Origin of the sequence: Streptomyces syringium (assembly GCF_017876625.1) — a bacterium.
Taxonomy (GTDB): domain Bacteria; phylum Actinomycetota; class Actinomycetes; order Streptomycetales; family Streptomycetaceae; genus Streptomyces; species Streptomyces syringius.
On sequence record NZ_JAGIOH010000001.1, the window covers coordinates 3301182 to 3320695 of the forward strand.

Here is a 19514-nt window from a genome sequence, read left to right on the forward strand (position 1 = left end):
TCCGCAGCCGTACGACCCCCGCCAAAACCCTTTCACGTGGCCGTTCATCGATCGTTTATCGCGGCACGCCAGTCTTATCCCTGTCGATCCGTCGCGTCGGGGGGCAGGCGGGTCGTAGGTGAGGCCTCACCTCTAGGGTGAACAGCCCTTATGCCCGTCCGGCGGTCCTCGGGGGAGTCGCCGGGCGGGTTACGCAATCCCCATCACACCAAACGACTCGCACTGACCATCGGAGTTGATCGCCATGAGCGACGACAAGAAGAAGACGCTCAAGCCCGTCATAGCCACACCGCAGGACGACCACGCCACCGGCGGCACGATCGCCGCACCGCTGGACGATCATGCGACGGGTAAGCCTCCGTTCGTGGTGCAGGACGACCACGCCACGACCGAGAAGCCTTTCTGATCGAGCGCGTGATCGTGAACGCGTGATCGTAGAGCGCGTGATCGTGAACGCGTCCGATCGAGCGCATCCGATCGGTCGGGAATCCCGACCCGGGGGGGCATGCGGAACTCCCGGCCGATCAGCAGTCCCTCCCGGTGGACCACGGGGGAAACACGGGGGAACACGGGGGAACGAGGTCCACCGGGGGGACACATAACGGGGGACCGACAGGGGCCGGCGTCGACGGCACGGAGGGGGAGCCGTCGACGCGGGCCCCTGCGGCGTTGTCGCCCACGCGGCGTACGGGCGTACGTGAGCCGGTGCCCATCACACCGCCCACGCCCGTACGCCGCGCAGCCACGATCTCGTGGGCCGCCCTGCGGTCCGCTGCCCAACCGGGCCCGGAGGCAGTGCTTTCCGGCCCAAAACCGCGTATGCCCGTTTCCCCGCCGATACGTTCACTGAGAAGTGCACAGCCACCCCCAGCAGAGGAGTCACCATGACGCGCACGATGACCCGCACCAAGAAGGCCCTCGCCATATTCGCCCTCGCGGCGGCCGGTGTGGCCGTCGCCGCCCTGCCGGCCGCGGCCGACGACCACACCACCTCCCAGGGGCGCGGCGTGGCGGCCCTGCAGTCGTCGGTGGCCAACGGCCCGCAGGACGACCACACCACCGGGGGCGCCGACGACCACACCACCGACGTCCGACTGGGCTGACGCGCGCCCGTCCACGTCGATCCGGTAAGGCCCCCGGCCGACCCGGTTCCGGCCAGTCCGGTTCCGGCGGTTCCGGCCTGACGGGCAATCGCTCCGGGCGGGCAGGAGCGTGAAGCGCCCGGCATCGGCGAAGGGGCGCGCCCCGCGGGAGGCGCGGCCGGTCAGGAACACCACGGCTCCGCCCGGTCGGCACAGGGACCGGACGGGGTACGTCCGCCCGACCGCGCCCCTCCCGCCCCTCCTGCCCTCCCCGCCTTGAAGCCGGGGCGAGTGCCACCACAGGCGCCCCGGCGGGGGCCCTTCAACGGGCGCGATATCCGGCCAAGGGCCCGCTACGCGCCTGTGCCCGGGCCTTCCGGTGCCTGTGCCGCTCCCGTGGGCCCGCCGCGCTCCCGCAACTGCCTCTTGAGGATCTTCCCCGAGGCGTTGCGCGGCAGCCCGGTGACGAATTCGACCTCGCGGGGGACCTTGTAATTGGCCATCTGCCGACGGGCCCAGGCGATCAACGCATCGGCCGTGAGGCCCTCCCCGGGCACCCCGTCCGACGCCTGCGGCAGGACGCCGTCGTCGCGTAGCACCGCGAACGCCTTGCCCACCTCGCCGAGGCGCTCGTCGGGGATCCCCACGACGGCGACCTCCGCGATCCGCGGGTGCCGGGCCAGCGACTGCTCGACCTCGGCCGGGTACACATTGAAGCCGCCGACGATGAACATGTCCTTGAGCCGGTCGGTGACCCGGAGGTTGCCCTCGGCGTCCAGGACGCCGATGTCGCCGGTGTGGAGCCAGCCGTCGGAGTCGATGGCTTGAGCGGTGGCTTGCGGATCCTCGAAGTAACCGCTCATGACCTGGTATCCCCGCACCAGGATCTCGCCGGGCTCACCGGTCGGCAGCGCCGCACCGTCGGGCCCCACCACCTTGATCTCGGTGTCCGGGATGGCCCGGCCCGACGTCCCGGCGACGACCTCGGCCGGGTCGCCGCGCCGGCACATCGTCACCACACCGGTCGCCTCGCTCATGCCGTAGGCGGTCAGCACGGTCGTGACCCTCAGCTCGGCACGCAACCGGTCGACCAGGCGGCGGGGCACGACGGCCGCTCCCGTCACCACCAGCCGCAGGGGCGACAGGTCGTGTACCCGCCGGGCCGGATGGTCCAGCAGTGACTGGTACAGGGTGGGCGGGCCGGGCAGCACGGAGATGCGCTCGGCCGCGATGTTGGCCAGCACCGCGTCGGCCGTGAAGACCGGCTGGGGGACCATCGTCGCGCCGCGCATGAGGCTCGCGATGATGCCCGCCTTGTAACCGAAGGTGTGGAAGAAGGGGTTGGCAATCAGATAGCGGTCCCCTTCCACCAGCCCGGCCAGCTCGCTCCAGACGCCGAAGGTCCGCAGCGTCTGCGCGTGGGTGACGACCGCGCCCTTGGGCTCGCCCGTGGTGCCGGACGTGAAGATGATGTCGGAGGGGTCCTCCGGCGCGATGGCGTCGGCCCGGGCCCGTACGACGGAACCGGGTACCGCCCCGCCCGCGGCGAGAAAGTCCTTCCAGGTGCGGAAGTCCGCCGGCGCGTCCTCGGCCAGGACGACGACATCGCGCAGCTGCGGCAGACCGGCGAGCGGGCCGCCCTTCCCGCCCTCCGTCGGGCCACCGGCGGCAGCGCGCAGTGCGGCGACGTAGGAGGTGCCGAGGAAGGTGCCGGTGATGAACAGCAGCCGGGAGCGGGTGCGCGCCAGCACCTGAGCCGCCTCGGCGCCCTTGAAGCGCGTATTGACGGGGACGAGGACCGCGCCGGCCGTGACGGCGCCCAGGGCGGAGACGATCCAGTCCAGGGTGTTGGGGGCCCAGATCGCGACGCGGTCGCCCCGCTCGACTCCGGCGGCGAGGCACGCGGCGGCCGCCCGCTCGACGCGCTCCCCGAGCCGCCGGTAGCTGAGCCGGGTCCTGCCCTCGACCACGGCCTCCCGGTCGGCGTACCGCCGGGCGGCCGTGCGGACCAGCAGGGGTATGGAGGTGAATTCCAGATCGCCGCGCATCGCATGCCCTCCCCCGGTACCGACCGGGGCGGCCCCTCGGGCGGGCGGCGGCCCGACCGGCCGGCCACCCGGCCCCATAGCTGACTCATCGTCAGATTAGCGATACCCTTCCGCGCTGTCAGCAATGTGCACACCGACAGCACGGAGGTGGCGATGGCGGCAACGCTCAAGGACGCTACTGCGATCGTCGGCATAGGACAGACCCCCTTCGCCAGACAACTCGACGCCTCTGAAAAGACCTTGGCCTGCCGCGCGATCGTCGCCGCGCTCGATGACGCGGGCATCCACCCCTCCGAGGTCGACGCCTTCGCCTCCTACACGATGGAGGAGACCGCCGAGGTCGAGATCGCCAAGGCCATCGGGGCGGGCGACGTCACCTTCTTCTCCCAGGTCGGCTACGGAGGCGGCGGCTCCTGCGCGACCATCGCGCATCTGGCCCTCGCCGTCTCCACCGGACAGGCGACCGTCGGCGTCGCCTGGCGCTCCCGCAAGCGCGGCTCCGGCCCGCGGCCGTGGCGCAACACCCGGACCCAGCTGCCCACCCCGGGCCAGTGGACCCGGCCGTACGGGCTGCTGAGACCCGCCGACGAGATCGCGATGCTCGCCCGCCGCTATATGCACGAGTACGGCGCCACCCGCGACCATCTCTTCAACGTCGCCCTGGCCTGCCGCAACCGTGCCAACCAGAACCCGGCGGCGATGATGTACGAGCGACCGCTGACCCGCGAGATGTACATGGGCTCGCGCTGGATCAGCGAACCGCTGTGCCTTTTCGACAACTGCCTGGAGACGGACGGCGCCCTGGCCTGCGTGGTCGTCTCCGCGCAACGCGCCCGCGACTGCCGCCACCGCCCCGTGTACGTCCATGCCGCGGCCCAGGGCCTGCCATCCCAGCACCACGGCATGGTCAACTACTGGACCGACGACCCGCTGACCGGCCCCTCCTGGACCGCCGCCCGCCACCTGTGGAAGCACGCCGACTTCGGCCCGCAGCACGTGGACGTCGCACAGATCTATGACGCCTTCACCCCGCTCATACCGCTCTCCCTGGAGGGCTACGGCTTCTGCCGGCGCGGAGAGGGCGCGGCCTTCTCCGAAGGAGGTGCGCTCGAAATCGGCGGCCGGCTCCCGATCAACACGGCGGGCGGCGGGCTCAGCGAGGCCTACGTCCATGGCTTCAACCTCATCAACGAGGGCGTCCGACAACTCCGCGGCAGCTCCACCGCGCAGGTCCCCGACGCCACGACGTGCCTGGTCACGGCAGGCGAGGGAGTCCCCACTTCGGCACTTCTGCTGAGGAGTTGAGTGCTCATGTCCTCCATCATGAAGGGCACCACTGACAACGGTCCGCTGCTGCCCGTGCCGGACGAGGACGGCGCGCCCTTCTGGGAGTTCGCCGCCCGCGGTGAACTGCGCGTTCAGTGCTGCGCCGGGTGCCACGAGCCGCGTTTCCCGCCCCGCCCCTGCTGCCCGCGCTGCCAGTCGTTCGACAGCGAGTGGCGTGTGACGAGCGGCCGCGGCCGCATCTGGTCGTTCGTCCGCCCCCACCCGCCCCTGCTGCCCCCCTACGCCGAGCAGGCCCCGTACAACGTGATCGTCGTCGAGCTGGCCGACGACCCGCGCATCCGCCTCGTCGGCAATCTGGTGGCCGCCCCCGACGCGGCGCTCGACTCCGTCGACCCGGCCCGGCTGCGCATCGGCGCCCCCGTCGTCGTGGCCTTCACCGAGCTGGCGGAGGGCGTCCGGGTGCCCCGCTGGCTGTTGGAGCGACCGTGACGGTGCGCACGGAAGCCGCCGGGGACGGCGTCACCCTCGTGACCCTCGACCGGCCCGAGCGGCACAACGCCATCGACCTCGCGACGGCCGCCCGGCTGAGCGCCCTGTGGCGCGACCTCCGCCGCGACGACACCGTGCGGGCTGTCGTGCTCACCGGCGCCGGGGACCGCGCGTTCTGCACGGGCCTCGACCGCGCGGCCCACGTCCCGCAGCCGGCCTCCCCGTACAGCCTGGACGACCCGCTGCTGACGGTCGGCCCCAAGGCCGCCGACCTGTGGAAGCCGGTCGTCGCCGCGGTCGGCGGCATGGCCTGCGGCGGAGCGTTCTACCTGCTGGGCGAGGCCGAGTTCATCGTGGCGTCGGAGAACGCCACCTTCTTCGACCCGCACACCTCGTACGGCATGGTCAGCGCCTACGAATCGCTCTTCATGGCCCAGCGCATGCCCTTCGGCGAAGCGGCCCGGCTGGCGCTGATGGGCACCGCGGAGCGGCTTTCCGCACGTCGCGCGTACGAGATCGGGCTGGTATCCGAGCTGACCCCGCCCGGCGGGGCCGTCACCGCGGCCCTGCGCGCCGCCGCCGTCATCGCGTCCTACCCGACCGAGGCGGTGCAGGGCACCGTGCGTGCCGTGTGGGCGGCGCAGGAGGCCGCACGCGAACGGGCGCTCGCCCTGGCACCGCACCTGATCTCCCTGGGCAATCTGCCGCCGGACCGCCAGGCGGGGCTGTTCGCCGCCCGTGACCGGGAGTACCGCCTGCGCTGAGCGGCGGACGGTCACCGGCGGCGCCGCGGATGGCGGGGGCCACGGCACGGACGTAGCGTCGTGTCATGGCGACGTTGCGCAACGCGATCGGTTCCCTGGTGGCGCTCGCCGGCGTGGTGGCCGTCGTCTGGAGTCCATTCCGCCCCTGGTACGGCGACCGGCGGGGGAAGGACTACCTCGTCGTGGACCTCTTCCGCGCCGACGGTGTCACCGGGGACCACGCGCGGTTGGCCGGCTCGCTCTTCGCACCGATGCTGATCACGGCACTCGTGACGCTCATGGGACTGGTGCTGCGGTCACGGCTGCTCGTCGGCCTGACGGGCCTGGTGATCATCGCCCTCACAGTGCTGTGGGCAGTCCGACAGGGCCAGGCGGCGGGCTCCCTCACGGTGGGGGCCCGCGGCGAGGGGCTGAACACCGGCGTGGCCACGGCCGCCGTCGGCGGTGCCGCGCTGCTCCTGGCCGCCCTCGTCATGCCCGGCCGCCGTCCCCGCCACGCCGACGCCTTCGCACCCGCCCCGATTCCCGAGCCGCCGCCCGTCGCGTACGACGTGGCTCCCGAGCCACCACTCGGCGCGTACGACCCGGTTTCCGAGCGGCCACTCCGCGCGTACGACCCGTACAGCGACCCGAGCAGCGACCCGAGCAGCACGCGCGGCGTGCCCGGACCCTACGACGACCCGCAGGAGCCCTACGACACCCAGCCTCTCCCCTCCCCGCCGTCGGCCACCCCGCCTCCGTGGCCCGCACCGCCTCCCGAGACCCGGTGACGTGCCCGTCCCGACCGCCGTCCGGACACCCGATGACGTCCTGGCGGCGGGCGCGTGGCGGGCCCGGTCGGCCACGTCGGTCTCAGCGGCGGGACAGACCCGTGCCCTTGGCCGCGTCCAGGGCGTAGACACAGCGGTCCTTGCTGCACGCGTAGACCACGCCGCCCGTCGCCACCGGCGAGCCCGTGATCTCGCCGCCCGTCGCCAGCTTCCAGCGGAGCTGGCCACCCGCCGCGTCGACCGTGTACAGACAGTGGTCGGCGGAGCCGAAGTGGACCCGGCCGTCGGCGACGACCGGGGCGCCCACGACATCGCCGCCGGCGGCGAAGCGCCACTTGGGCGTGCCGGTGACGGCGTCCAGGGTGTAGAGCGCCCCGCCGCTGCCCAGGTGCACGGATCCTGCCGCCACGAGCACCGGCTCCGTCGACTGGCGGGCCTCCGTCGCGATGCGCCAGCGGTCCCGGCCGGTCGCCGCGTCCAGGGCGTACACGGTGCCCAGGTAGTCGGCGATGTAGACACCGCCGCCCGTCACCGCGGGCCCGGGCGCGAAGGCGGGCGGACTGAGGAAGACCGCCGGCGCCTCGAACCGCCAGCGCACGTCCCCGCGGGCCACGTCGATGGCGAGCACGCGCGTACCGGCCGCGACGTACACGACCCCGTCCGGGGCCGCCAGCAAGCGCACCGGCACGCCACCGCACGAGGCGGCGTCGCCGATCGGATACGACCAGCGCTCCGCGCCCGTACGGGCCTCAAGGGCCTTCAGACGGGCGTCGGCCCACACGTACACCGTGCCGTCCTGCACGAACGGCCCGCAGTCGGGCGTCTCGAAGTCGGTCTGGAGACCGCCCGCCTCCCACAGCAGTTCGCCGTTGGCGGCTTCCCAGGCCTGCACGCCCCCGCCGCGCGTACCGGTGACGATCGTCCCGCGGTCGGCCTTGAGGGAGTAGACCCAGCCGTCGGTCGCGAGCCGCCAGTGCTCGGCACCGTCGGTGGCGTCCAGTGCGTACAGCGTCGGCCCGTCCGAGGCGTGGATGCGGCCGTCCGCGACGGCCATCGCCCAGGCGACGTCCCGGGTCTTGAACTGCCGTCGGCCGCTGGCCACATCGAGGGCGTGCACCTCGAAGGACGTGACGTACAGCAGGTCGCCGGCGACCGTCGGGGTGCCCCAGACGTCGTTGGACATCCGGAACCGCCAGGGCCGCCAACGCCCCTGCTCGCCCTGGGTGTTCGCTCCGGCGTCCGGCGTGGGGGCCGGATTCTGCACGGGCACGGCGGCGGGCGCCCCGGCCGGGGGACGCACCCAGCCGGTCGCGGGCCCGGTGCCCGTCTGGGCGTGCGGCTCGCGGGCGTCGGCGACCCGGGGGCCGGGACCGATCGGCACCTGCGAGCCGGGGAGCCGTACGGCACCGTCGGGGCCGGACGCGACGGGCGCGGCGGCGTGCCGGCCCTGCGCGCCGACGGGTCCGGCGGCGGCCACGTGCGGGCCGCCCAGGCCACCGCGCGGGTCACGCGCGCCGACCATGCCGGACCGGCCGGAGGCGGCGCCGACGGCACCGGCGCCGGCCGCGTGCCCGTCGCCCCAGCCCGGGCCGCTCCGCGCGTGTCCGCCCTGCGGGTCGTAGGACGCGGCGGGGCCGGGCGCCGGGGTCGGCGGCTGCGGGGGCCGCGGCGGGGCGCTGGGACGGCTCCTGGCGCCTCTGGCTCCCGCGCCCGCCGCGGCGGGCCGGTGCCCGGCCCGGCGCTGCTCGATCAGGGAGACGGCGTTGTCCGGCAGCCAGGCCGACGCGGTGCCGCTGTCGTCACCGCCGCCGGAGGCGAAGAGGTGCGGGGCCAGCTGCGACTGCAGGTCCGCGGGGCTCGGCCGGTGCTCGGCCGTCATCTGCATGCACGAGTCGATGAGGGGGCGCAGCTCGTCCGGCAGCCCGCCGAGGTCGGGGCCCTCGCGGAGCAGCATGAAGACGGTCTCCACCGGGTTCGCGCCGTGGAAGGGCGCATGCCCGGTGGCCGCGAAGACCAGCGTCGAGCCCAGCGAGAAGACGTCGCTGGCGCCCGTCACGCTCCGGGAGTCCCGCGCCTGCTCGGGTGACATGTACGCGGGGGTGCCGACCGCCACGTTGGTCATCGTGAGCCGGGTGTTGGACACCCCGGAGGCGATTCCGAAGTCGATGACCCGCGGCCCGTCTTCCACGACCAGCACATTCGACGGCTTGAGGTCGCGGTGCACGAGCCCCGCGCCGTGGATGGACTGGAGCGCCTCCGCGACCCCGGCCGCCAGCCAGCGCACCGCCTGGGCCGGGAGCGGCCCGCACTCATTGATTATTTCCTCGAGCGAAGGAGCGGGCACGTATGCGGTGGCCAGCCATGGCACGGCCGCCCGTGGGTCGGCGTCGACGACGGCGGCGGTGTAGAAGCCGCTGACCGCGCGGGCCGCCTCCACCTCACGGGTGAAGCGCACCCGGAAGAGCTGGTCCTCCGCGAGCTCCGTGCGCACCGTCTTGATCGCGACCCGTCGGCCGGACGCCGAGCGGGCGAGATAGACCAGCCCCATGCCGCCGGCACCGAGTCGGCCGAGCACCTCGAACGGGCCGATCCGTCTCGGGTCGTGCTGCGTAAGCTGCTCCACCACTGGCCTGCCACCTCCCCGTGGGGGCTTGAAGGGTTCCAGCCCCGTGCAGCGCATCACCGCGAATTATCCCGGGGTACGCAACCTGATTCTTCCTGGCGAAGGCCACGGTTGCGAACCCGGGGCACGCTTCGTCGTGTCTCCACCACATGCGGAACGTCCCGTCCCGCACCCTCCCCCTTGTCCCGGTCGCTCCCGTCCCCGCTCTTCGCACCGGCCCGTGGGCCGTCGCTCCGCTATCCCTGCACCTGTGAGAGGTCGATGACGGCGAAGCTCGCCCCTTGGTCGTCGGCCAGCACGGCGAAGCGTCCGTAGGGCGTGTCCTGCGGCTCGCGCAGTATCCGCCCGCCCAGGCCGACCGCCGCGTGCGCCGCCGCGTCGCAGCCGTCGACCACGAAGTACGTCCGGAAGTGCGCGGGCATCTCCGCCGGGAAGCTGTCGTCGAGGACGGCCCGGCCCCCTACAGCATGCTCCGAGGCGGCCGGTTTCCCGGCGGGTGTCCACATGGCGAACTCCATGCCCGCCTCTTCGCTCAGATCCGTCGAGGTGAAGCCGAAGACCGCTTCGTAGAAGGCGTCGACCGCCTTCGGGTCGCGGGTGTACACCTCGGTCCAGCCGTAGGAACCGGGCTCCCCGCGGAGCTCGAAGCCGTGGTGGCTGCCCGCCTGCCAGACGCCGAAGACCGCGCCGTCCGGGTCCGCGGCCACCACCATCCTGCCGAAGTCGGCTATGCCCATCGGCCCGACGATGATCCGGCCGCCCGCGGCCTCGATCCGGCCGGCCGTGGCCACCGCGTCGGACGCGGCGAAGTAGACCCCCCAGGCCGTCGGCATCCGGCCGTCGGTCTTGGGCACCAGGGCCGCGACCTTCTTCCCGTCACGGGAGGCCTGCGTGTAGTAGCCGAACCGGGCGGTGCCGACGTCGAAGGTCCAGCCGAGGAGCTCACCGTAGAAGCGCTTGCCCGCTTCGAGGTCCGGCAGAGTGACGTCCGCCCAGCACGGCATGCCTTCCGGGAATGCGTCCGAGTCCGTGCTCATGGGTCGGCTCCTTCCATGCCCGTTCCCGAGGTGTTACGACTGCCACGCTATAGGGGGATCATGGATCCCGCGCGGCCTGTGGATAACCGCGGGGCGGTGCCGCTCGACGGCGTTGTCCACAGCCTGTTGATAAGAGGATTCACCGGTACGGGCCAATCCGCTCCGGCCTTCCCCGTGACCCCCACAACCCCCCTGATCAGCGGGTACACCCGGTCTCCGCCCCCCGCCCCCATTTGCATGCGGCCGAATCGCGCTCCGATCACCCCTCGGTAAGCTGACGGCATGACAGGACAAGTACGCACCGTCGACGGCCGGGTGGCCGGACGACGCGGACAGGCGACGCGGCAGAAGCTGCTCGACTGCCTCAGCGAAATGCTCAGCTCCTCGCCCTATCGCGACGTCAAGGTCATCGACGTCGCCCGTAAGGCCGGCACTTCTCCCGCGACCTTCTACCAGTACTTCCCCGACGTCGAGGGCGCCGTCCTCGAGATCGCCGAGGAGATGGCGAAGGAGGGCGCGACCCTCACCGAACTCGTCGCCGGGCGTTCGTGGGTCGGCAGGTCCGGCTGGCAGGCCGCCGAAGAACTCGTCGACGGCTTCCTCGGCTTCTGGCGCAAGCACGACGCCATCCTGCGCGTCATCGATCTGGGAGCGGCCGAAGGCGACAAGCGGTTCTACAAGATCCGCATGAAGATCCTCAACGCCGTCACCAACTCCCTCACGGACTCGGTCAAGGAACTCCAGTCCAAGGGCAAGGTGGACAAGGACGTCAGCCCGGCGGCCGTCGCCGGTTCGCTCGTCGCGATGCTCGCCGCGGTGGCCTCGCACCAGAAGGGCTTCCAGAGTTGGGGCGTCAAGCAGGCCGAACTCAAGCCCAACCTCGCCCTGCTCGTCCATCTCGGCATCACGGGCAAGAAGCCGACCAAGTAGCGCCGTAGCGCGCCTCGCACGTCCTGTCATCGCAGCGGCGGGCCACCCGGGGCTCGGCTCCGGGCGGCCCGCCGCGGCGCGAACCGACAGCGGACGTCACCTCCCGCGCAGCGCTCACGATGTCGCGCGGCTACCTCCATTCCAGCCGGAAGAGCCGGATCTCCCGCTCCACACGCGCCTGATAACGCGCGTACGGAGGCCAGAACTTCACCACCGCCGCCCACGCGGCCTCCCGCTCCGCCCCGCGCAACAGCCGCGCCCGTACGGCGATGTCCCGCCGCCGCCAGCTGATCTCCGCGTCCGGGTGCGCCAGAAGATTCGCCGTCCAGTCGGGATGGCCGGGACGGCCGAAGTTGCTGCCGATCAGGATCCAGCTGCCGGGGCCGTCACCCTCGGGCATGCAGGCGAGCGGCGTCCGCCGGGGCAGCCCGCTCTTCGCACCCCTGGCCGTCAGCAGGAGGCTCGGCAGCATCTGGGCACTGAGCAGCACCTTTCCGCCGGTCAGCCGGTGCAGGGTCCGGTCGAGCGCCGGCACGAAGTGCGGCGCGACCCGGGCGAACCCGCGGCTCGAGGACAACTTCTGCACGAGGCGTTCCACCGCGGACGTCACAGGGCCACCGCTTCCCGGCCCGCACCCGTGCCGAACAGCCCCGCCGTCCGCGCCGCGCTCTCCCGCAGCCGGTGCACGGGCCCGAAGAGCAGCTCGTCCGACGCGGCCCGCTTGAAGTACAGCTGCACATCGTGTTCCCACGTCACACCGATACCTCCATGCAGTTGGACGGCTTCTCCCGCCACGACCCGTGCGGTTTCCAGCGCTTGGGCCAGCGCGAGCCCGGCGGCGACCCGGGCGCTGCTGTGCCCCGGTGGCGAAACGGCCGCGGCCGGAGCCTGGGGCAGCCCCTCGCCCTGTCCCGGACGGGGCTCGGCCTCCTGTTCGCGGCCCACGGCCCATGCGGCGTAGTACGCCGCCGAGCGTGCCGCCTGCACCGCCACGTAGAGGTCCGCAAGCCGGTGCTTGACCGCTTGGAACGACCCGATCGGCCTGCCGAACTGTTCCCTCACGCGCGCGTACTCCACCGTCCGCTCCAGCGCCCGTTCCGCCGCTCCCACCGCTTCGGCCGCCAGCACGGCCGCCACGCGCCCGCCCACGGCGGCCAGGGCGCCGCACACGTCGTCGGCGAGGGCGGGGGCGGAGTCCGGGTCCGCGCCCAGCAACTCGGCCTCCGTGTCCCGCAACTCGATCCGGGCCTGCGTCCGGGTCTCGTCCAAGGAGGTCTGCCGGGTACGGACCACACCGCGCGCGTCCCGCGGCCGCACGGCGAACAGCAGGGTGCGGCTGCGCGCGTACCCGCCGGCGTGCGCCGCGACGAGCAGCAGGCCGGCCCGGTGACCGTCCAGGACCTGCCGGGCCTCGCCGTACAGCCGCCAGCTCCGGCCACCGTCCACCGGCCGCGCCTGCACACCGCCCGCCCGGCCGCCACCGGACCATGCGCCGTCGTTCGGCCCGGTGAGCCCGAGGGCCGCCGGCAGCGTGCAGCCCGGAACCGCGAGCGCGGCCGTCAGCTCCCCGGCCGCGAGCCGCGGCAGCAGCTCCGCGCGCTGCCGGGACGTGCCCAGTGCCGCCACCAGGGGCGCCACGAGACCCGCCGTCGACAGCAGTGGCGAGGGCAGCAGCGCCCGGCCGGTCTCCTCGCTGACCAGCGCCAGGTCGGTCGGTCCGCACCCCACGCCCCCGTACCGTCGCTCCACCGCCAGCCCGGGCAGCCCCAGCTGCTCCGCGAGGCAGCGCCACAGGCTCTCGTCGTAGCCGGTCCCGGTGCGGACCGCGGCCTTGACGTCGTCCGGGCCACAGCGTTTGAGCAGCAGTTCACGCAGAGTGCGCCTGATCTGGTGCTGCTCCTCGCTCAGCGAGGCGTCCATCGGCGAGCTCCTCCCCTGACTGACGGGGCGTCATGTTAGGCAGCCCGACCGCACTTTCCCAGCCCCTTGCTGATGTACCGTCAGATTCATGAGTCCCGGAACCCGCAAGGTCGCCGTCGTCGGCGTCGCACTCTCGGACTGCGGCCGCGTCGACACGGCCACGCCCTACGCCCTGCACGCCCAGGCCGCCCGCCGCGCCCTGGCCGACTCGGGCCTCGACAAGGGAGTGATCGACGGCCTCGCCTCGGCCGGGCTCGGCACGCTCGCCCCCCTGGAGGTCGGCGAGTATCTGGGGCTGCGGCCCACCTGGGTGGACTCGACCGGCGTCGGCGGTTCGACCTGGGAGGTCATGGCCGCCCACGCAGCCGACGCAATCGCCGCGGGCCACGCGAACGCGGTGCTGCTGGTCTACGGCTCCACCGCTCGCGCGGACCTCAAGGCGGGCCGCCGCCGGGCGAACCTCTCCTTCGGCACGCGGGGCCCCGCGCAGTTCGAGGTGCCGTACGGACACACCCTCGTCGCCAAGTACGCGATGGCGGCCCGCCGCCATATGCACCAATACGGCACCACGCTCGAACAGTTTGCCGACGTCGCCGTTCAAACCCGCGCCAACGCCGCCCACAATCCCCTTGCCATGTACCGCGACCCGATCACGGTCGACGACGTCCTCGGCGGACCGGTGATCGCCGACCCCTTCACCACGCTCCACTGCTGCATACGGTCGGACGGCGGCTGCGCGGTCCTGCTGGCGGCGGAGGAGTACGTGGCGGACACGGCGAAGCCTCCGGTGTGGGTGCTGGGCGCCGGTACGGCGGTCTCCCATACGACGATGTCCGAGTGGGCCGACTTCACCGTGTCCCCGGCGGCCGTCTCGGGACGGCTGGCCTTCGAACGGGCAGGGGTCACCCCCCGGGACATCGAGGTGGCTGAGCTGTACGACGCCTTCACCTATATGACGCTGGTGACGCTGGAGGACCTCGGTTTCTGCGCGAAGGGCGAGGGCGGTGCCTTCGTGGCGGGAGGACGGTTGCTGATCGGCGGCGAACTGCCGGTCAACACCGACGGTGGCGGCCTTTCCGCCTGCCACCCCGGCATGCGCGGCCTGTTTCTGCTGGTCGAGGCCGTACGGCAGCTGCGCGGGGAGGCGGAGGCCGACCGCCAGGTACGCAAGGACGACGGCCGGCTCCCCCGGCTCGCCGTCGCCTCGGGGACGGGCGGCTGGTTCTGCTCGTCGGGCACCGTGGTCCTGGGCCGGGACTGACCCCGAGGCCGGCCCTGCCTGCCCGCCCCGCCCGCCCGCCGGGACGCGTGTCCGCCGAGCCGCACAGGCGACGAGGCATGCGGGGCAACGGCGGGTTGGATGGCCTCATGAGCAGCCATTCGGACGACAGCCGGCAGGAGTCCTTCCGGGAGCTCCTTCGCTCCCTGCGCGTATGGGACACCGAACTCCCGCATTTCGACCCGGGCTCCGCGCCCGCCGATCCCCTGCCCCTCTTCCAGCAGTGGCTGCGTGAGGCGGCCGAGGCGGGCGTACCCGAGCCGCACACCATGTCCCTCGCCACCGCGGACGCGGACGGGCGGCCGTCCGTCCGGACCCTGATGCTGCACGACACGGACGCACGGGGCTGGCACTTCGCCACCCACCGGACGAGCCGCAAGGGGCGGGACCTGGCGGTACGCCCCCAGGCGGCGCTGGGCTTCTACTGGGCGGCGGTCGGCCGACAGGTCCGCGTGCGCGGCACCGTGACGGCGGCGAGCGCGGCGGAGAGCCGGGCCGACCTGGCCAAGCGGTCGACGGGCGCCCTGGCCGCCGCGCTGGTGGGACACCAGAGCGAGGCCCTGGCCTCCCTCTCGGACCTGGCACGGGCCTCGGAGGCGGCATGGGAGCGGGCACACCGGGAGCCCGACGCGCCTGCCGACACATGGACGCTGTACGTGCTGGAAGCCGACGAGGTCGAGCTCTTCCAGGGCGACGCGCAACGCCGGCACGTACGTCTCGACTACCACCGCACCGAGGACGGCTCCTGGGCCAGGGAACTCCTCTGGCCCTGAAGGCCCGCGTCAGTACGGGCGGAACACCGGGACGGACACGGCGGGCTCACCGTACGAGCGGAAGCGGGCCCGCAGGCGCATGCCGATCTCCAGCCTCGCCTCCGGGCAGTCGACGACCTCCGTCATCATGCGCGGCCCTTCGGCGAGGTCCACCACAGCGGCGACGTAGGGAAGCCGTTCGCCGAAGGGCGGCAGGTCGTTCCGGTGGACGACGGACCAGGTGTAGAGCGTGGCGCGGCCGCTCGCCTCCTCCCATTCGACGTCCTCGCTCCAGCAGTACGGGCAGAACTCGCGCGGAAAGTGGTGCGGACGGGCGCACTCCACGGCGCGGCAGCGGCGTATCAGCAGCCGCCCTTCGGCAGCCGCCTCCCAGTAGGGAAGGGTGAAGGCGTCGGTCTCGGGCACATCGAAACGCGGTGCCGTGCCGGAGGGTTGAGGCGTCGAGCTCAAAGGGGCGCCCTCCCTTATTGCTGCGGTCACACCATTCCTGACGGCCCATCAGGTGAGTAGCCTGACTATACGTCAGCCTATCGGCCATGGACAGGAGTGGGCGAGAACGATGCTTGGATCGACTCACGGCACCCTCACCACCACCTCCCGCACCGCCCGCGTCGTGGCCTGCGGTGAGCGTCCCCGCCCCGCCGTCCACGGCCTGGCCGACGCCGCCCAGGACGTGGACGTCAGTGGCCGGCCACTGCAGTCGGCCGTCCCCGACCTGGACCTGTTCTTCCGCCCCCGGACCGTGGCCGTCATCGGCGCCTCGGACGCCGAGGGGCGCCCGAACACCGGGATCACCCGGCAGCTCCTCGCCTGGTCCGAGCGCGTCGGCGCCCGCGTCCACCCCGTGCACCCCACCCGCAGAACCGTCTTCGGCCTCACCTGCCGTCCGTCCATCGGTGAGGTGCCCGAGCAGGTCGATCTCGCCGTCCTGCTCGTCGGCGACCCCACGCCTCTCATCGGGGAACTCTCCGGCGCCAAGGTCAAATACGCCGTGGCCTTCGCCTCCGGCTTCGCCGAGACCGGAGCCGAGGGCGCCACCGCACAGGCCAGGCTCACCGCCGCCGTCCGGGCCTCGGGAATCCGGCTGCTCGGACCGAACACCAACCTCAACGCCTTCGAGCGCTTCCGCACCGACCTCGACGGCCCCGCCATCGCGCTGATCACCCAGTCAGGCCACCAGGGCCGCCCCGTCTTCGCCCTCCAGGAGCTCGGCATCCGGCTCTCGCACTGGGCCCCGACGGGCAACGAAGCGGATCTGGAGTGCGCCGACTTCATCTCCTACTTCGCCACCCGGCCCGAGGTCGGGGCCATCGCCGCGTATGTCGAAGGGATCAAGGACGGCCGAGCCTTTCTGCTCGCCGCCGACCGCGCGGCCCGCCACCGGGTGCCCGTCGTCGCCGTCAAGGTCGGCCGCACCGAGACCGGTGCCCGCACGGCCGCCTCCCACACCGGCAAGCTGACCGGGGCGGACGAAGTGGTGGACGCGGCCATGCGGCAGTTCGGCGTGATCCGCGTCGACGGCCTGGACGAACTCCAGGACACCTCGGCCCTGCTCGCCCGTGCCCGCCCGCCCCGGGCCACCGGTGTCGCCGTCTATTCGATCTCCGGCGGCACGGGGGCCCACTTCGCCGACCTGGCCACGGCGGCCGGCCTGGAGCTCCCCGTCCTCTCCGCCGGGAAGCAGCGCGAGCTCCACGAGTGGATACCGGAGTACCTGAGCGTCGCGAACCCCATCGACAACGGCGGCCACCCCGTCGGGGACTGGCGCGGCCGTCGGATCATCGACGCCATCCTGGCCGACCCGTCCGTCGGCGTCCTCGTCTGCCCGATCACCGGCCCCTTCCCGCCCATGAGCGACCGGCTCGCACAGGATCTGGTGGCCGCGGCGGAGGAGACGGACAAGCTGGTGTGCGTGGTGTGGGGCTCGCCCGTGGGCACCGAGGACGCCTATCGCACCACCCTGCTCGGGTCCTCCCGCGTCGCCACTTTCCGCACCTTCTCCAATTGCGTCACCGCCGTCCGCGCCTATCTCGACCACCACCGCTTCGCCGCCGATTACCGCTCCCCGTTCGACGACGCCCCGCGGACCCTCTCCCCCTCGGCACGCAAGGCACAGGCGCTCATGCGCCCGGGCGAACAGCTCAGCGAGCACGCGGGGAAACAGCTGCTGCGCGCATACGGCATACGCGTCCCCCGCGAACAGCTGGTGACCAGCGCCGCAGCGGCCGTACGCGCTGCTGCCCAGGTCGGCTACCCCGTCGTGATGAAGGCCTCGGGGCCACAGCTCACCCACAAGACCGAACTGGGCCTCGTGAAGATCGGGCTGACATCCGCCAGCCAAGTGCGTGACACCTATCGCGAGCTGACCGACATCGCCCGCTACGAAGGACTGCCCCTGGACGGCATCCTCGTCTGCCAGCTGGTCGGACGCGGTGTCGAGACCATCCTGGGCATCACACCGGACAGCCTGTTCGGCCCCACCGTGACGGTGGGCCTGGGGGGAGTGCTCGTGGAGGCCCTGCACGACACAGCCGTACGCGTCCCGCCCTTCGGCGAGGGCGACGCACGCGCGATGCTCGGCGAACTGCGCGGCCATGCCCTGCTCAGCGGCGTCCGAGGGGCTCCCCCGGCCGATGTCGACGCGCTCGTCGAGACCGTCCTGCGCGTGCAGCGCATGGCGCTGGAGCTGGGCGACACCCTCGCCGAGCTGGAGATCAATCCGCTGCTGGTGCTGGAGCGCGGCCAGGGCGCCGTGGCCCTCGACGCGCTCGCCTTCTGCCGCTGAGCACCCGCCGTCCGCCGCCGAGCCGCGCGCGGGCGCCCGCAGGACAAGGAGTTCCCCCATGACCGTCTCCCCCCATGAGACACCTGTCGATCCCCACGGCATCACCGAGCCCGCCGCCCCGGCCACGCTTCCCGAATCCGGAAAACCCGTCGCCGGGTCCACCGGATCCGCCGAAGGCACCGAACTCGCCGAATCCGCCTGCTCATTAGTACTCCACACCACTGACAACGGCGTCGCCTGGATCACCCTCAACCGGCCCGGCGTACTCAATGCGATCACCCCTGACCAGCGCGAACGTCTTATTTCGCTGCTCGATCAGGACTCCGCCGACCCCGGCGTCAGAGCCGTGGTCATCACCGCCACCGGCAAGGGATTCTGTGCGGGCGCCGATCTGCGCACCGCCTCCACCGCCCCCGCCGAGCGCGTGCCGGGCGACGTGGCCCGCACCATCCGGCGCGGGGCGCAGCGGCTGATCAGCGCGGTGCTGGACTGCGAGAAGCCGGTGATCGCCGCCGTGAACGGCACGGCCGCGGGCCTCGGCGCGCATCTCGCCCTCGCCTGCGATCTGGTGCTGGCGGCCGAGTCCGCGCGATTCATCGAGGTGTTCGTACGGCGTGGCCTGGTGCCCGACGGCGGCGGCGCGTATCTGCTGCCGCGGCTGGTGGGACCGCAGCGCGCCAAGGAGTTGCTGTTCTTCGGCGACGCCCTCACCGCCACCGAAGCGGAACGTCTGGGGCTGGTCAACCGGGTGGTGCCCGAAACGGAGCTCGCCACGACGGCCAGGTCCTGGGCCGCGCGGCTGGCGACCGGACCGACGCGCACGCTCGCGCTGGCGAAACAGCTGGTCAACGCCTCCCTTGATGGTGACCGCGCGGCCGCGTTCGCGGCCGAGGCCGCAGCTCAAGAGATCAATATGACGACGGCGGACGCGATCGAGGGCGTGGCGAGTTTCGCGCAGCGCCGCAGCCCCGCGTTCCGGGGGCGGTAGGGCGGCAGACGGCAGGGCGGCCGGCCGGCGCACGCTCGGGCCGTCGCGAAGCTTCCTACCTGATGATCCATCAGTTTCAATGGGTCCATGATGGGACACGCGGGGATGGCCGCCGCGGCCGTGCGCTATCTACGATCGACGGGGTCACCGACCTCCGCCGGACGGCCCGTCGATCCGCTGCCCCGGCCGGAGCTACGGGCCGTACGGGCGGACGAGCGTCTTCCGCCGACGCCGGACGAGTTCCGGAGCGTGCTCGGCCACTTCGCCAGCGGCGTCACGGTCATCACCGCGCCGGGCGCGGACGGAGAGCCGCCGGCCGGCTTCGCCTGCCAGTCCTTCTCGTCGCTGTCCCTCGACCCGCCGCTGGTGGCGTTCATGGTCGCCCGGACGTCCACGACCTGGCCCCGTATCGCCAGGGCCGGGGTCTTCTGCGTCAACGTCCTCGGGGCCGGGCAGGGTGCGCTCTGCCGGTCCTTCGCGATCAGCGGCTCGCGCACGGCCGACAAATTCGCGGGCGTGCCTCACGAACCATCGCCCGTGACCGGGTCACCTCGGCTCACGGACGTACCCGCGTGGATCGACTGCGTGATCCACGCCGTGCACACGGGCGGGGACCACCTCATCGTCGTCGGACGCGTCGAGGCACTCGGGACGGACGAGGGGGCGGCGGCCGCGGGGCCGCTGCTGTTCCACCGGGGCGCTTTCGGCACGTTCAGCGCCTGAAGCCCGCCGCACGCTC

The 19514-nt window shown here is 72.7% G+C and carries 18 protein-coding genes; 12 read left to right on the plus strand and 6 right to left on the minus strand.

What is annotated here, in order from left to right:
- Nucleotides 1-244 precede the first annotated feature (244 nt).
- Both JO379_RS14490 and JO379_RS14495 read left to right on the plus strand, forming a co-directional pair.
- Nucleotides 245-406, plus strand: a complete 162-nt coding sequence (locus JO379_RS14490) for a hypothetical protein (RefSeq protein WP_165451572.1) — start codon at nt 245-247, stop codon at nt 404-406.
- A gap of 478 nt (nt 407-884) precedes the next feature.
- Nucleotides 885-1103: a hypothetical protein gene (locus JO379_RS14495; protein ID WP_130879073.1), complete on the plus strand. Its 219-nt coding sequence runs from the start codon at nt 885-887 to the stop codon at nt 1101-1103.
- A gap of 332 nt (nt 1104-1435) precedes the next feature.
- Here the strand turns inward: JO379_RS14495 and JO379_RS14500 are convergent, their stop codons facing one another.
- Nucleotides 1436-3130: a FadD3 family acyl-CoA ligase gene (locus JO379_RS14500; protein ID WP_130879072.1), complete on the minus strand. Its 1695-nt coding sequence runs from the start codon at nt 3128-3130 to the stop codon at nt 1436-1438.
- Nucleotides 3131-3283: 153 nt separating this feature from the next.
- On the opposite strand from JO379_RS14500, the gene JO379_RS14505 reads away from it, so the two are divergent.
- From JO379_RS14505 to JO379_RS14520, 4 genes are all read left to right on the plus strand, one after another.
- Nucleotides 3284-4435: a lipid-transfer protein gene (locus tag JO379_RS14505; protein ID WP_209515239.1), complete on the plus strand. Its 1152-nt coding sequence runs from the start codon at nt 3284-3286 to the stop codon at nt 4433-4435.
- Between the two features lie 6 nt (nt 4436-4441).
- Nucleotides 4442-4906, plus strand: a complete 465-nt coding sequence (locus JO379_RS14510) for a Zn-ribbon domain-containing OB-fold protein (RefSeq protein WP_130879070.1) — start codon at nt 4442-4444, stop codon at nt 4904-4906.
- Nucleotides 4903-5670: an enoyl-CoA hydratase/isomerase family protein gene (locus JO379_RS14515; RefSeq protein WP_209515241.1), complete on the plus strand. Its 768-nt coding sequence runs from the start codon at nt 4903-4905 to the stop codon at nt 5668-5670. Before JO379_RS14510 ends, JO379_RS14515 begins: the two co-directional genes overlap by 4 nt.
- Nucleotides 5671-5735: 65 nt before the next feature.
- A complete protein-coding gene (locus JO379_RS14520; protein WP_209515244.1) occupies nt 5736-6440 on the plus strand; it encodes a hypothetical protein in 705 nt (234 codons plus the stop codon).
- 82 nt (nt 6441-6522) lie between these two features.
- Here JO379_RS14520 and afsK read toward each other — a convergent pair whose 3' ends face one another.
- Nucleotides 6523-9063: a protein serine/threonine kinase AfsK gene (gene afsK / locus JO379_RS14525; protein ID WP_130879215.1), complete on the minus strand. Its 2541-nt coding sequence runs from the start codon at nt 9061-9063 to the stop codon at nt 6523-6525.
- 236 nt (nt 9064-9299) lie between these two features.
- Complete coding sequence (gene kbpA / locus JO379_RS14530; protein WP_130879068.1) at nt 9300-10100, minus strand: AfsK-binding protein KbpA; 801 nt, start codon at nt 10098-10100, stop codon at nt 9300-9302.
- Nucleotides 10101-10382: 282 nt separating this feature from the next.
- On the opposite strand from kbpA, the gene JO379_RS14535 reads away from it, so the two are divergent.
- Complete coding sequence (locus JO379_RS14535; protein ID WP_209515246.1) at nt 10383-11030, plus strand: TetR family transcriptional regulator; 648 nt, start codon at nt 10383-10385, stop codon at nt 11028-11030.
- 130 nt (nt 11031-11160) lie between these two features.
- Here the strand turns inward: JO379_RS14535 and JO379_RS14540 are convergent, their stop codons facing one another.
- On the minus strand, nt 11161-11616 hold the full coding sequence (locus JO379_RS14540) for a nitroreductase family deazaflavin-dependent oxidoreductase (RefSeq protein ID WP_242626164.1): 456 nt from the start codon (nt 11614-11616) through the stop codon (nt 11161-11163).
- Nucleotides 11617-11636: 20 nt separating this feature from the next.
- Nucleotides 11637-12950 (minus strand): acyl-CoA dehydrogenase family protein, encoded by a 1314-nt coding sequence (locus JO379_RS14545; RefSeq protein WP_209515248.1) that lies wholly within the window; start codon nt 12948-12950, stop codon nt 11637-11639.
- Between the two features lie 88 nt (nt 12951-13038).
- Here JO379_RS14545 and JO379_RS14550 point away from each other — a divergent pair, with 88 nt between their 5' ends.
- A complete protein-coding gene (locus JO379_RS14550) occupies nt 13039-14211 on the plus strand; it encodes a thiolase C-terminal domain-containing protein (protein ID WP_209515249.1) in 1173 nt (390 codons plus the stop codon).
- A 107-nt stretch (nt 14212-14318) separates the two neighbouring features.
- The gene (locus tag JO379_RS14555; protein WP_245381465.1) at nt 14319-15002 is read left to right on the plus strand and encodes a pyridoxine/pyridoxamine 5'-phosphate oxidase; all 684 of its coding nucleotides are present in this window, start codon (nt 14319-14321) and stop codon (nt 15000-15002) included.
- Between the two features lie 9 nt (nt 15003-15011).
- On the opposite strand, the gene JO379_RS14560 is transcribed toward JO379_RS14555, so the two are convergent.
- On the minus strand, nt 15012-15452 hold the full coding sequence (locus JO379_RS14560; protein ID WP_130879063.1) for a Zn-ribbon domain-containing OB-fold protein: 441 nt from the start codon (nt 15450-15452) through the stop codon (nt 15012-15014).
- 109 nt (nt 15453-15561) lie between these two features.
- Here JO379_RS14560 and JO379_RS14565 point away from each other — a divergent pair, with 109 nt between their 5' ends.
- The 3 genes from JO379_RS14565 (at nt 15562) to JO379_RS14575 (ending at nt 19498) form a co-directional block, all read left to right on the plus strand.
- Nucleotides 15562-17787, plus strand: a complete 2226-nt coding sequence (locus JO379_RS14565) for an acetate--CoA ligase family protein (RefSeq protein WP_209515252.1) — start codon at nt 15562-15564, stop codon at nt 17785-17787.
- 58 nt (nt 17788-17845) lie between these two features.
- The gene (locus JO379_RS14570) at nt 17846-18775 is read left to right on the plus strand and encodes an enoyl-CoA hydratase/isomerase family protein (RefSeq protein WP_209515254.1); all 930 of its coding nucleotides are present in this window, start codon (nt 17846-17848) and stop codon (nt 18773-18775) included.
- Nucleotides 18776-18862: 87 nt separating this feature from the next.
- Entirely contained in the window at nt 18863-19498 is a 636-nt protein-coding gene (locus JO379_RS14575; RefSeq protein WP_245381466.1) for a flavin reductase family protein, read from the plus strand.
- The last annotated feature ends 16 nt before the right edge of the window (nt 19499-19514 follow it).